Source organism: Shewanella sp. UCD-KL21 (genome assembly GCF_001957135.1).
Classification (GTDB): Bacteria; Pseudomonadota; Gammaproteobacteria; order Enterobacterales; family Shewanellaceae; genus Shewanella.
This window is the reverse complement of the sequence record NZ_MPHK01000008.1, coordinates 191,162-204,923: the sequence shown is the minus strand read 5'-3', so window position 1 is coordinate 204,923 and position 13,762 is coordinate 191,162. Positions and strand designations below refer to the sequence as shown.

The following is a 13,762-nucleotide window of genomic DNA, read 5'->3' as shown; positions in this document are numbered from 1 at the left end:
TGCTTACCGCTTATAATCTCGTCCGTTTAGAGATGGTGGCGATAGCAAAAGAGGCAGAGGTTGCACCCACTCGAATTAGTTTTACGGCAGCAATAAGTCTGATAGATACCCAATTGAGGTGGCAGGCTCTATCACCTGATGGAAAGTTGCCCGCTAAATTGAAGCAAATGCGTGCCGATATAAAACACTTTATCTTGCCTGATAAAAGAAAGCACCGAACGTATCCACGTTCAGTGCTTTATATACCTAGCCGCTATCCACTTAGGTTTAAACAGTAATGCTTATCCGAACGGCATTAGCCTTTTATGGCGGCTTTTTTGTATCTGCTGTTCTTTAGCCTTCAAAGCACTGCAAAAAAGTGATGATATTGGGATAAATTTATATTATTTGAACTAGATCACTCAGTATTATTCCACCTAGCAGAATATACTGAATTATCAATCAAATTTATAATAAGAGATGTAATAATCATGCCACTCCCTATACTCCGCCAAATAGGTGTTAAAAGCCTTAAAGGCGTCGAACATATCGTTCTTTTCATTATTTCTCTTGCGACCGTCTTTGCCATTGGCGAAGAGGTGATGCATATGTTCGACATTAGAACCGTAGAACTTGCCGATTTGCTACTACTCTTCATTTATCTTGAAGTCTTAGCCATGGTGGTCAATTACCTCGAGTCAGGTAAGTTACCTATCCGCATGCCATTATATATTGCTATTGTGGCACTGGCCCGTTACTTAATTCTTGATATGAAAGACATGGATGACTGGCGCATACTGGCGATTTCGGTGTCAACGATTGTGCTAGCAGCAACCGTGATTGTCATTCGCTGGGGGCAACTGAAACTGCCCTACCCCAAAAGCAAAGATTTCGACTAAGCTCACAGAGCCGACACCTTTGTTAATTTATATCAACAAATAAAGCGATAAGTGACTAACTTATCGCTTTTTTTAACGATGTTGATTACTATCATTAATAGTGACTAATACTTATGACGGATTAAGCAAACAGGGAGCGATAAGGTTATGTCAAATGAGCCTATAGGGTTTGAAGAGAAAAGAGCTTCTTTAAGAGTCGATATGGAAGCCGAGCGAGTGTTATTGCATTGGATTGACGCTAATGGCCAGCCCCAAGAAGATGTGGGTATTTGTATCGATTTAGCCCGCAAAGGCATTTTAATCGACTATAAATCGCCGTTTGCCTTAGGCGATTTAATCGCCGTCACCTTCAACCATAACACTGACAAACAAAATACCATCAAAGGCCAAGTATGTCGTTGCCTTGAGTCAAATCCACAAAGTTACCATATTGCCATGCAGTTGCTTTAAACGCGTTAACACAGCGCAATATCAACAGCAATTTTTAACATTAAGGTGATGCTATGATTATATTAGTCGGCGGCGAAAAAGGTGGCAGTGGCAAAAGTTGTTTAGCGCAAAACCTCGCTGTATATGTAACCGAAACCTTCAATGCCAGTGTATTGATGGTTGATTGTGACCCGCAAAAAACCACTTCTGATTGGATCCAAGCCAGAAATGAACACCCCAGTTTAAAACCCATTAATTGCATTCAATTATATGGCAAAATCCGCAATGACTTACTCAGTCTTAATGAGCGCTTTGAATACGTCATTGTCGATTGCGGTGGTCAAGACAACCTTGCCATGCGCGCAGCCATGTCAGTTGCCACTTATGTACTCATTCCCCTTAGACCCAAAAGACGTGATTTAAAAACGCTTCCACACATGGAAGACATGCTAAGCACCTGTAAAATGGTCAACCCTAAAATGGTGGCTGCCATAGTCGTCAGTCAATGCCCTGCTCTGCCATCGCAATTTAAGCGTATTTTAGAGGCCAAGGAAGTGGTGCAATCATTTGGCTTAAAAGCGCTTAATGCCATTACCTTCAACCGTAATATATATGATGACAGCGAAGAAAGTGGCTCATCAGTGCTTGAGATTGACCCTGAAGGCAAAGCTGCATTAGAAATTCGCGCCATCGCCGAAGAGCTTTTTGCCATTCCGCCAGATAATAGCTTCGAGTTTTAGTCCTGATGTGCTGAAGTTTCAGTGTGGTTAACTTAGCACTGAAACATTTCAGCACTAACGTCATCAGCAAGCCAATGTTATAATGTCGGCAAATTGGTAAATTAAGCTGCGTACATGACTCAAGCAAACAATCCTCTTCATGGAATTAAATTAGAAACTATTGTCACTGAATTAGTAGAAAAGTATGGCTGGGAAGAATTAGGCAGCCGCATTAATATTCGCTGTTTTCAAGACAATCCAAGTGTTAAATCCAGCCTCAAGTTTTTAAGAAAAACCGAATGGGCTCGTGATAAAGTTGAATACTTGTGGCTAAAAACCAACAAGCTGCCTTTGCCCGCACCTAAAGTTTATGATGCAGCAAAATCAACGACAAAGACTCATCAAAGCTCGGGTAGCAAACCTGCGGCCACAACCCAAAGTAATAAAAGCACTGCTGGTGTTAACGCTGATATTTGGGGCAAATAAACGCCGTTGATAAGCAAGCGCTCTGAAACAAACGTCTCATTACTTGTTTATTCGCTAAATAGCACAAAAAAAGCCTGATGGTTTAATTAAACCATCAGGCTTTTTTTAACCGATAAAACTACATCGGGAATTCAAAAATTAATCGCCATACCTGTAACTCACCGTCAGTTTGATAACTCATTCCAAAGCGGTCGGTACTAAACCATCCCCAACCTAATGGTTTAGATAAGGCTAATGTCACCCCCACTTCATAGGAATATTGGGTAAGCACATTTTCTTGCACTGGAGTAACAAACTTAAGTTTATCGAAATACCAGCGCCCCGCTACAAACAAGCGCGGCTCAACAGTATACTCGCCCCAATCCCAGCGTTGATTTAGGCCAAAATCAATGCCTGACTGCAACACAGAATAGCCATCAGAGCGGTCATTGATACTGCTTTTATAACCAGCATAATAAATTCGATTCACCCACACCGGGTTATATTTGGGTTGTGCCAGTTCATATAACGCTGAAAACCCTGTAGAGAAAATCCCCACATTGCTGGAATTTGAAAAGTTATGCCCGTAGCCCAAATCTAAATAGGTTTCTAGGGTGAGCTGCTCGTCATAAAACCATTTGTACTCAATCCCCGGGGTTATGGTCATAGTGCCAACCCCATCGGGTAATTCACCTTCAGGTAAATCACGAAATGAATAATTAAAAAAGCCCAATGAAACTGGCAGCCTTAGAGTCAGCAGGTGATCATCGGCCTCTTCAATATCAAATGCGAAGGGAATATTGGCCACTGCAGCGCTCTGGCCCGAGGCGCGATAAATACCACTACCAATATAATTTGCAAAAGCGTAATGGGAAAGATCGGGGTTATCAGCATCAAATTCAGCCTGACAAGGTTGAACAACAAAAAGCGCTGCAATAGCTATTGCAGCGCTTTTATATAATGGATATTGATTTGCTTTAAAACCAGTAAACCAACTCAGAAACATGATTTAATCTACGCTATTTCGTCAACCGTTATTTATTGTCATCAATAAAATGGTGTTCTGTCATCATATGACCTAACTCGGTTGATTTGGTTTTTAAATATGCTTCATTGTAACGGTTTTTGCCCACTTGCAAAGGAACTCTTTCACTCACTTCAATGCCAACAGCCTGCATGGCTTTCACTTTACGTGGATTATTGGTCATTAACTTCACTTTGCTAACACCAATTTGAGCCAACATAGGTTCAATCATATCGTACTTACGCATATCAGCTTCAAAACCTAAACGTTCGTTAGCTTCAACGGTATTGGCACCTTGATCTTGCAGTTCATAGGCGCGAATTTTATTCAGTAAACCAATGCCACGACCTTCTTGTCTTAAATAAAGAATAAAGCCTTGGCCTAATTCAGCAATATTTTGCATTGCAGTTTGCAACTGAAAACCACAATCACAACGCAAACTAAACAAGGCATCACCGGTTAAACATTCAGAGTGAATACGGCCTAACATTGGCTCATTGGCATTGAGTTCACCAAACGTTAGCGCAACATGTTCTTTACCGGTTTCGGTATCTTCAAAACCATGCATTGCAAATACGCCCCAAGGCGTAGGTAACTTAGAAGTGGCGATATATTTAATCGACATTGACCAACCTTTCAGACAACACTCAATTTATGAGTCTCATCATCCATGCAACTGACTTACGTCATAACTAATAGGGATAAACTGGATTAGAATTTTGCTGGGGCAAAACCAGTTACTGCTTTAATATTCATTTCGCGGCCAAGCGCAGTCATTGGATGTACAACAACTAATCCTTTAACTGATTTCTTTAATTTACCCATGTCTGCTTGTTCCGCTTTGGTCAGCACACGACTAAATTTTAGTTCTTTTACATCTTTACCGGCTTTGTTTAATTGACGTGATTGCTGATTTTTTAAACTTGCAATACGTTTTGTTACTGTCGCGATCTCTTTTTTAAACTGCATGATAACCGCTTTATCTTCACGGGCTTGTGCAGCAGCAAGTTTACGGCGAAACTTTTCTGCTTTATCGTTTAATGCTTGCAGTTCTTCTTTTAAATTCATTGTGTTACCTTAAATTTCAACATTGTGCCACTGACACAATAACATGCTCAAACACAGCACTTGTATCAATCCAACACGTTTACGGAGGCGAAGTATAACAGTTCGTTAGACGAAACACATTATCCACAGCAGCTTATGGTTAATCTATTTGAACCAAATCATGAATAATTTGATTACTGCTACCACGCCACTTCAAACTGGGATCGGCTAAATCTTGCTCGAACTTGCCATCCACTAATACATCTACATAGTCTAATACTTGCAGTTGTTTGAGGGACATTTGATCGAGCTTGTAGCCACTCCATAGCCAAATGTCTTTATCTGGGCATTGTTGTTTTACCCGTTTAACCAAAGACAAAATGCTGTCGAGATTGGCAGGGAATAATGGATCGCCACCAGAAAGTGATAAACCACGGCGCTTGATACGAGTATCATTTAAATCAGCAATAATCTGATCTTCCATCATTTGGCTAAATTCATGGCCTGAACGAGGATCCCAAGTAGACTGATTATAACAACCACGGCATTGATGCTCACAACCTGAAACAAACAAGGTCACACGGGTACCAGGGCCGTTGATCACATCGACAGGAAAATACTGATGGTAATTCATAATCACTTCTCTTACTGCTCATTGTTGCGTAAACACTCACGCTGTAAACCTATTTGCCTCACTAAGCCACAGCAAAACCAAAACAAGGCGCTTAATGCGCCTTGTTGGTTTAATCACGGAATTAGCTTTGCTAACTTCATGAATAAGCTATTTATAAATGCTTAACGCGGCGCTTAACTTCTTCTTGCTTACCATAGTTAAATGGTCTTGCATCAGGGCTGCCTAGATAACCACATACACGACGGGTTACCGACACGCGGCTTGGCTCATGGTTACCACACTTAGGGCACACAAAACCTTTACTGGTACAGTTAAACTCACCAACGTAACCACAGTCATAGCATTCATCGATTGGGGTATTAGTGCCGTAATAAGGCACTCTGGTGTAACTGTAATCCCAGACGTTTTCTAATGCTTCAATGTTGTGCTGCATGTTCGGGAACTCACCGTAACAAATAAAGCCACCATTGGTGATTTCTGGGTACGGTAATTCAAACTCAATTTTATCGTATGGATTAACTTTCTTTTCGACGTCTAAATGGAAACTGTTAGTGTAGTAACCTTTATCAGTAACCCCTGCAACTACACCAAACTCTTTGGCATCTAGCTGGCAGAAACGACTACATAAGTTTTCACTTGGGGTGCTGTATAGGCTAAAGCCATAACCTGTTTCTTGTTTCCACGCTTCAGTTGCGCGCTTCATCACTGAGATAATTTCAATGGCTTTAGTGCGTAACAGTTCGCTATCAAACACGTGCTCATCAGTACCATAAAGTGCATTAATGGTTTCATGTAAGCCAATGTAGCCTAATGAAATTGACGCGCGACCATTTTTAAAGATTTCAGACACATCATCATCGGCATTTAAACGCACACCACAAGCACCTTCCATATATAGGATTGGTGCAACACGCGCTTTTACACCTACTAAGCGGGCAATACGGGTGTCGAGTGCTTTACGAGCGAGTGTCATTCTCTGTTCTAATAAGGCAAAGAAAGCGGTTTCGTCGCCCTTGGCTTCAATGGCAATTCTAGGTAAGTTCAAGCTAACAACACCTAAGTTGTTACGCCCTTCATGAATTAACTCGCCATTTTCTTCATAAGTCCCTAAGAATGAACGACAACCCATTGGGGTCTTAAATGAACCGGTAACGCGTTCAACTTGCTCATAGTTAAGGATATCGGGATACATGCGCATAGTGGCGCACTCTAATGCTAACTTCTTCACATCGTAGTTAGCATCAGCAGCTTTATGATTTAGGCCATCACGAATAGCAAAAACCAGTTTTGGGAATACCGCTGTTTTACGGTTTTTACCTAGACCTGCCATACGTACTTTAAGAATCGACTTTTGAATTAAACGCGCTTCCCAGCACGAGCCCAAGCCAAAACCAAAGGTCACGAATGGCGTTTGGCCATTGGCGGTATGAAGGGTATTTACTTCATATTCTAAAGACTGGAATGCGTCGTAACACTCTTTTTCAGTTTGTGCCATGGCGAAGGCTTCAACATCCGCTACGCCCCACTCTTTACCAATAACCAACTGCTTTTGATAGCTCTTTTGAACGAACTCAGCTAATACTTCATCAATGCGGTTAATAGTGGTGCCGCCATAGATATGGCTAGCCACTTGGGCAATAATTTGCGCAGTTACAGCAGTCGCAGTTGAAATTGATTTAGGAGTATCAATTTCAGCATTACCCATTTTAAAGCCATGGGTTAACATGCCAGCTAAATCAATTAGCATGCAGTTAAACATTGGGAAGAATGGAGCATAGTCTAAGTCGTGATAATGCAGTTGACCTGACTCATGTGCAGCAACAATATCTTTTGGCAGTAGATGCGACTTGGCATAATGTTTCGCCACGATGCCCGCAAGTAAATCACGTTGCGTTGGAATAACTTTAGCGTCTTTATTGGCATTTTCATTTAAAATTGACGCGTCGCTTTGTTCAACCAAACCACGAATTTCGCAGTTCAATTTACTTTTGGCTTCACGGCAAATGTCACGGTCGTGACGATACTCAATATAATGACGCGCAACCTCTTTATGAGGGCCTTCCATTAATAAGTTTTCAACTAAAGCTTGTAGATGATGGATCTCTACTTCTTCATTGTTAGCAACTTGATCTCTAATGACACAAGCGACTGTTGAAGCATAGTCTTCATCAGCACTACCTGTAGCAGTTTCCATTGCTGCAACAATGGCATCCTTAATTCGCGACTCATCAAATAGAGTACGACAACCGTCCCTTTTAATTACTACAGGCATTACTTTTACTCCTTTTATGCACAGGATATAAACACTATATATCCACACGTAATTATCAACAAACACAATATATGGTGCATTAGGCAATAATAGGCACTAAAAATCCATGATCTAGATCATGTTTTGATGAAGGGGAACAAAATGAAAAAAATTACTGCCAAGCTCAACACTATTTAGAAAAGTTGAACTTGACCAGCTTATAAAAAGCAGCTACTGAGCGGCGAAACGCCTATAAATAGGCTGCTATTTATTACAGATTTACACTGACTAATTGCAGATTTATACGACTATTTATCACAGGTTTATACAAATAGTTATCGTAGGTTTATACAAATAGTTATCGTAGGCTTATACAAATAGTTATCGCAGATGAACACTGGTATTTTGATGCTTAAACAAGGTGATTTCAACCGTTAAAAATCACTAATGACTAAAGCATGGCGTTAACCTTTTGGGGTAATACCCAGGGCTGCATTAATTAAATGCGCTGATTGGCGCACAGATTGACGGCCTGCTTCTATGGCTTCATCGGCGCGATGAAACTCCATGGTGCCGATATCAGCAAGTTGCGGCACTAAACACACATCCGGTGGATCGCCCATTAATCTGGCGCGTTTATGGCGCTGCTCTAAAATATCCATCGATTGCGACATCACCGCTATCATCCCAGGGTGAGATTTTGTGCCTGTGGAAAACTTTTCTGAAAAACTATTAATATATTCTTTGCCTTTACCTAGTAAATCCATAAATGCCGACTCAGGCTCTTTGTCGACGAGTTGCTTTTCAATTTCTGTGGGCGCACAGCTGGTCATTTGCTGAGGCAACATATGCATACTGTTCCGGCGGTGACCATTTAAGTCCACCGCAATCACGACATCAACATCCATGGTGCGGCACATTGACACTGGCACAGGGTTTACCACTGCGCCATCCACTAACCAGCGATCATGCAATTGCACTGGGGGTAAAAAGCCCGGCATTGAACACGAGGCTCTTACCGCATGACGTAAGTCGCCTTCTTTGAACCAAATTTCTTGGCCAGAATATAAATCGGTCGCCACTGCCGCAAACGGCTTTTGTAATTGCTCTATTTTTAGATCGCCTATTCGACCAGCTAAAACGTCAAATACTTTTTCGCCACTGATCAAGCCACCTTTGCGCCAGCTTAAGTCCATTAACCCTAAAACGTCCCAACTAGAAAAGCCGCTCACCCACTCATGTAACTCTGCTAAATGATCATTAGCATAGGCTGCGCCCACCAGAGCCCCAACAGAGCAGCCAGCAATTTTTTCAGGGTGGATCCCCATGGCAGCCAGCTCTTGAATCACCCCAATATGAGCCCAGCCCTTAGCCGCGCCACTACCGAGGGCGATCCCGACACGAAGTGATGATTTATTTTCTTTTGAAGCCTTAGACATTTACCCAACCCTTAACCATTTTTGCACACCTTAGCAGCTTATCTTACGCTTAAGCTGTTGGCTATCAAGCCGCTTACACGTTATAATATCTGGCTATCATTTTTTAGGGGATTTACCTTTGTTATTTACCGATTTTTCTTTAGATAAACGCTTACTAGACAGTCTAAAGCATATGGGCATTTCTGAGCCAACAGAAATTCAGCAGCAAGCCCTGCCAATTGCCCTAGCGGGTAAAGATTTAATGGCATCATCTAAAACCGGTTCAGGTAAAACCCTGGCGTTTTTATTACCTGCTCTGCAGCGGGTAATATCGACTAGGGCCCTCTCTAAAAAAGACCCTCGCGTTCTGATTTTATTGCCAACCCGTGAACTTGCTCAGCAAGTCTATGGTCAGTTACGTTTACTGGTTGCCAATACCCAATATAAAGCCATTAGTATTTTAGGTGGCGAGAACTTTAACGATCAAGCAAAATCGCTGTCTCGTGATCCACACTTTATTGTGGCAACCCCTGGACGTATTGCCGATCACCTTCAGCAGCGCCACTTATACTTAAATGGCTTAGAGTTACTGGTACTTGATGAAGCCGACCGCATGTTGGATCTTGGTTTTGCACCGCAACTTAAAGCCATTAATGACGCAGCAGATCATAAGCGCAGACAAACCTTGATGTTTTCAGCGACATTAGATCATGACGACATCAATGATATCGCCGCAACATTATTAAAGACCCCTAGTCATGTATCTATTGGCGCATCACATGCCGAACATAAAGATATTGTTCAGCGCGTCTTTTTAGTTGACCACCTTGATCACAAACAAGCTCTATTGCAGCACATACTTAAAACTGAACAGCACAAGCAAGTGATTATTTTTACTGCCACGCGCTCAGACACTGACAGACTCGCCAAACTATTGGCTGCAGAAGGGCTAGAAACCGCTGCGCTCAGTGGTGACTTAAGCCAGTCTGCACGTAACCAAATTATGGACAAATTCAGCCGCGGGCAACAAAAGATTTTGGTCACCACAGATGTTGCTTCGCGCGGGTTAGACTTATTAAATGTGTCATTAGTGATTAACTTTGATATGCCAAAGTTTGCTGAAGAATACGTACACCGTATTGGCCGTACTGGCCGCGCAGGCGCTAAAGGCGATGCAATTTCATTAGTAGGCCCAAAAGACTGGGATAGCTTTAAGAAAGTACAAGTGTTCTTACGTAAGAACTTTGACTTCTCAACTATCCCAGGCCTTGAAGCTAAATTTAAAGGCTTAAGAGACAAGCCTAAGGCATCAAGCGCCAATGCAAAATCAGCAGATGCCAATACAGGTAATGCCAAGCGTGTCGCTAGCAAGAAGCCAAAAGCGGCGCCTAAACGCGACAAGCGTTTTGCCACCGGTGTTGATATTGGCGATGCACCAATGCGCCGTAAAGCAAAACCAGCAAAAATTATCGAAACTGACGATTCAATTGTCAGCGACGAAGAATAACCGTAATTTTGACAGCATGAACATGTTTAGCACAGCTCAACAACATGCCAAATAAACTCGCTCTAAGTAAGGTATAACATGAAGATTTGTGGTGTAGAATTAAAAGGTGGCGAAGCCATCATCAGTTTATTAAATTATGAGAAAGAGTCATTCAACGTACCGGAATGTCGTCAAATCTCGTTCAGCATTTCAAAATCTGTTGAAACAGAATCAATTCGTGAATTTCATTTTGCTTTCCATAAATTAATGGAAGATTACAAAGTTGATGAAATCGTGATTATTGAACGTGAACAAAAAGGCAAGTTCTCTGGCTCTGCTACCAGCTTTAAGCTTGAAGCGGCAATTCAAATTACTGAATTACCAGTAGCGATTATTAGCCCTGTGATTATCAAAGAAGAGCTAAAGCGTAATCCGCCACAAACCGATCTTGATACTCTTGAGCTTAAACGTGTGCAATTACCTGCTTTTGAAGCAGCATATGCTCAGCAAAACCGCCACATGTATGGCAAAATCTAACTCAGTTTGAATTAGATTTTCTTGTGAGTAAGCTGCTTTATTGCCTGTTTGTGGGTAAAAGCAGCTTACTGACAAGCTTAAAGTAAGCAATAAATATCCCTATGAATTCAAGAAAATCCGCCTCATTTTCCACTCCTGTTACATCAAAAAAAGTCAGACCAAGTGCGCCGCCGCAAATGACGGTAAAAGCGGTTAATCAAGCTGCAGCGACTAAACTGGCGGCTAAGAAAGCCCTAGCAAGCCTGGTAACCATTGATGAGGTTAAGGCCAAAAAACAGCAATCAGCCCAGCTTAAATACATTGCCGGTTATTCAGCCCAAACCATCGAGCAAGTCAAAGGCTATATCGCCAATGACAGCTTAGCTGCCGTGCTATTAAAGCGTTACCCAAGTGTGCACGATATACGCACTGATAAAGCGCTTTATGACTACACCATGGTGTTTAAGCAGCAATTTTTAAAACAGTCTGCGCCGCTTTCTAAAGTGGTTTTTGACGACAAAATTACCCTCAGTCATCAAGCCTTAGGCCTACATACCTACGCTAGTCGCGTACAGGGAAGTAAGGTCAAAGCCAAGAATGAAATTCGAATTTCATCACGACTACGCCATGTGCCTGAGCCACTACTGCGGATGGTGGTGGTGCACGAATTAGCCCATCTTAAAGAAAAAGATCACAGCAAAGCTTTTTATCAACTGTGCGAATATATGACCAGCGATTACCACCAGCTGGAATTTGACTTACGCTTATTACTGACCTGCATTGAGCTAGGAAAAGCCCCTTATTAAGCTTAAGATATTAATAACGCTATTTTCTTAGGAGGGTATTAATGTATGTAGCAAGCTTTAGGGGCGACAATCGTCGTACTCGAAAATATAAAACCGAAAAAGCAGCCATGAAAGCCATTCGTAACTGGCTTAAGGATAATCAACTTAAAGGCTTTTCGGTGGGTTTGATGGGACCCGAACTGGCGCCATGCGAATTTAATGATTGGGAGTTAATCCCATTTGAAGAACCCAAATCAGTATCTTTTTATTCATCTCAAAAATGGTTAAGCCTGCGTCTAAACGCGTTTGAAAAGTACGGCTCAGTTTGTCAGTGCTGCGGCGCTAGCCCACAACATGGCGCAGTCATGCACGTTGACCACATCAAACCTCGCTCAAAATACCCTGAACTTGCGCTCGATATCGATAACCTACAAGTGTTGTGCGATAAATGTAACCTTGGTAAATCAAATCGCTCAGAAACCAAATGGCGCAAATAAAAAACCACTTTCAAACGTATTGAAAGTGGTTTTAATTTAACGATAAAAAGATTAAATGGGTTAACCTAAATCCATCATCATTTGTTTGGTTTTCACCAGTTGCTTAAAGGCGTTCATTTGCTTTTTAGGCAATACCGAGGCTTCAATGATACTCACCTTCATTGGGTTAACTGGGCGACCATTAACATGAAACTCATAGTGTAAATGTGGTCCCGTCACCCGACCTGTACTGCCTGATAAGCCAATCACCTGCCCGCGTTTAACTCGCTGGCCTTTTCTGACCAAGAACTTCGACATATGTAAGTAGCGAGTTCTGACATTATTGTCATGTTCAATCACAATATACTTGCCTGCAAAGCGATGATTAGTGACCATTGACACCACACCATCCCCCGGCGCTACCACTCTGGTGCCAGTAGGTGTGGCAAAGTCAGTACCGTTATGTGGCGAGACTCGACCAGTAACAGGATGCTTACGGGTCGGATTGAAATGCGAAGATAAACGATACTGCCTTTCTAGCGGTACTCGCTGAAATGCACTGGCTAAGCCTTGGCCTTTGTCATCATAAAAATTACCATCCACATTTTGAAAAGCGCTAATATTTCTACCTTTGGTTTCAATACGCACGGCTTCTAATTTGCTAGCACCGGTGGATACGCCTTCAATAAATTGATCATTCATTAATACTGAAAATTTATCACCTGCACGCAAATCACGTGAAAATTTAAGCTTACTTGAAAGTAACGTTTCTATGGTTTGTATTTGCGCGGCACTTAAACCTGAGCGCTGGGCCGATAAATAAAATGAGCCATTGATTTCACCGCTAATAATACGGTTTTGCCAAATGCCTTCTATATTGACCTCGTTAACCTCGTAACTGCCATCGTCAAAACGGCTAAATACCACTTGGTAAGCAGGATTAAAATACAGCTCTAGTTGGGTTAGGTTTTGCTGTTCGTCTTGCCAAAATCGAATTCGATTACCCGGCGATAATGTATCTAATGCCAGTACATTTAAATCAGCTTCAAGCACCTTATACATGGTCTGTTGACCAATACCGGCTATTTCAAATAACTGACTTAAGGTGTCACCCTGCTCAATAACACGTTCAAAAGTCGGCGCAACCGGCTCACTAATTTCAACAGGAGTATAATTGGCTACCTGTGGGATCAAGGCTTCGATATCAAGGGCTACGGGGATCCGCTGTGAGGCAAATTCTTGCGGAGTTGGCCACAGTAATGCCGCCGCGACAATAAACACGCTTGCTAGCAATAATTTTCGATGTAATGTGGGTAAGTTTTGCGCTTTAGCAACCAGCGTTTGTAGCTTATCCATTTGAGCTGAAAGCAATCTCGTGTCCGCCCTACTGCACGTATTAATATACGTAGAAAAGAATGTATACTTAAGCACTAGTTTAATGAGTGCTTAAGTACTATATACCAAGGGGGAGTTATATCAAAAAAGTCTGCAAATACAAATATAAAAACTTACCACGACTGCATAACTTTGAACTAGGCAATTGAAAGTAACTGAGATGGGAAAAGACTGTTATCAGTCATGATGATTTTAATTTACATCTATTACTCGCTTAATTAACCTAAAAGCGCTGCAAT

General features: G+C 41.8%; 15 protein-coding genes and 1 pseudogene. 9 read left to right on the top strand and 7 right to left on the bottom strand.

Annotation, left to right across the window (positions count from 1 at the left end; translation table 11 throughout):
• The 5 genes and pseudogenes from BM739_RS09755 to BM739_RS09735 form a co-directional block, all read left to right on the top strand.
• Nucleotides 1-278, top strand: a pseudogene (locus BM739_RS09755) (IS4 family transposase); the annotation flags it as partial.
• Between the two features lie 192 nt (nt 279-470).
• A complete protein-coding gene (locus BM739_RS09750) occupies nt 471-878 on the top strand; it encodes a phosphate-starvation-inducible protein PsiE (RefSeq protein WP_076540074.1) in 408 nt (135 codons plus the stop codon).
• 147 nt (nt 879-1,025) lie between these two features.
• Complete coding sequence (locus BM739_RS09745) at nt 1,026-1,328, top strand: PilZ domain-containing protein (protein WP_076540072.1); 303 nt, start codon at nt 1,026-1,028, stop codon at nt 1,326-1,328.
• 53 nt (nt 1,329-1,381) lie between these two features.
• Nucleotides 1,382-2,047: an AAA family ATPase gene (locus BM739_RS09740; RefSeq protein ID WP_076540070.1), complete on the top strand. Its 666-nt coding sequence runs from the start codon at nt 1,382-1,384 to the stop codon at nt 2,045-2,047.
• A gap of 114 nt (nt 2,048-2,161) precedes the next feature.
• On the top strand, nt 2,162-2,512 hold the full coding sequence (locus tag BM739_RS09735; RefSeq protein WP_076540068.1) for a VF530 family DNA-binding protein: 351 nt from the start codon (nt 2,162-2,164) through the stop codon (nt 2,510-2,512).
• Nucleotides 2,513-2,630: 118 nt separating this feature from the next.
• Here BM739_RS09735 and BM739_RS09730 read toward each other — a convergent pair whose 3' ends face one another.
• From BM739_RS09730 to rssA, 6 genes are all read right to left on the bottom strand, one after another.
• Nucleotides 2,631-3,497, bottom strand: a complete 867-nt coding sequence (locus tag BM739_RS09730; protein ID WP_076540066.1) for a hypothetical protein — start codon at nt 3,495-3,497, stop codon at nt 2,631-2,633.
• Nucleotides 3,498-3,525: 28 nt separating this feature from the next.
• Nucleotides 3,526-4,140, bottom strand: a complete 615-nt coding sequence (ribA, locus tag BM739_RS09725) for a GTP cyclohydrolase II (protein WP_076540064.1) — start codon at nt 4,138-4,140, stop codon at nt 3,526-3,528.
• Between the two features lie 86 nt (nt 4,141-4,226).
• Nucleotides 4,227-4,583, bottom strand: a complete 357-nt coding sequence (locus BM739_RS09720) for a YibL family ribosome-associated protein (protein ID WP_076540062.1) — start codon at nt 4,581-4,583, stop codon at nt 4,227-4,229.
• 139 nt (nt 4,584-4,722) lie between these two features.
• Nucleotides 4,723-5,196 carry an anaerobic ribonucleoside-triphosphate reductase-activating protein gene (gene nrdG, locus BM739_RS09715; RefSeq protein ID WP_076540060.1) on the bottom strand — a complete coding sequence of 158 codons (474 nt, stop codon included), beginning with the start codon at nt 5,194-5,196 and terminating at the stop codon, nt 4,723-4,725.
• Nucleotides 5,197-5,347: 151 nt separating this feature from the next.
• Complete coding sequence (gene nrdD, locus BM739_RS09710) at nt 5,348-7,468, bottom strand: anaerobic ribonucleoside-triphosphate reductase (protein WP_076540059.1); 2,121 nt, start codon at nt 7,466-7,468, stop codon at nt 5,348-5,350.
• 443 nt (nt 7,469-7,911) lie between these two features.
• A complete protein-coding gene (gene rssA, locus BM739_RS09705) occupies nt 7,912-8,886 on the bottom strand; it encodes a patatin-like phospholipase RssA (protein WP_076540057.1) in 975 nt (324 codons plus the stop codon).
• Nucleotides 8,887-9,004: 118 nt separating this feature from the next.
• Here rssA and BM739_RS09700 point away from each other — a divergent pair, with 118 nt between their 5' ends.
• The 4 genes from BM739_RS09700 to BM739_RS20005 all read left to right on the top strand — a co-directional run bounded on the left by BM739_RS09700 (nt 9,005) and on the right by BM739_RS20005 (nt 12,149).
• Entirely contained in the window at nt 9,005-10,372 is a 1,368-nt protein-coding gene (locus tag BM739_RS09700) for a DEAD/DEAH box helicase (RefSeq protein ID WP_076540055.1), read from the top strand.
• Between the two features lie 78 nt (nt 10,373-10,450).
• On the top strand, nt 10,451-10,888 hold the full coding sequence (locus BM739_RS09695) for a DUF3010 family protein (protein ID WP_076540053.1): 438 nt from the start codon (nt 10,451-10,453) through the stop codon (nt 10,886-10,888).
• 101 nt (nt 10,889-10,989) lie between these two features.
• A complete protein-coding gene (locus BM739_RS09690; RefSeq protein WP_076540051.1) occupies nt 10,990-11,673 on the top strand; it encodes a M48 family metallopeptidase in 684 nt (227 codons plus the stop codon).
• Between the two features lie 41 nt (nt 11,674-11,714).
• Nucleotides 11,715-12,149: an HNH endonuclease gene (locus BM739_RS20005; RefSeq protein WP_083698118.1), complete on the top strand. Its 435-nt coding sequence runs from the start codon at nt 11,715-11,717 to the stop codon at nt 12,147-12,149.
• A 60-nt stretch (nt 12,150-12,209) separates the two neighbouring features.
• Here the strand turns inward: BM739_RS20005 and BM739_RS09680 are convergent, their stop codons facing one another.
• Nucleotides 12,210-13,484: a peptidoglycan DD-metalloendopeptidase family protein gene (locus tag BM739_RS09680; RefSeq protein WP_076540048.1), complete on the bottom strand. Its 1,275-nt coding sequence runs from the start codon at nt 13,482-13,484 to the stop codon at nt 12,210-12,212.
• Nucleotides 13,485-13,762: the final 278 nt, after the last annotated feature.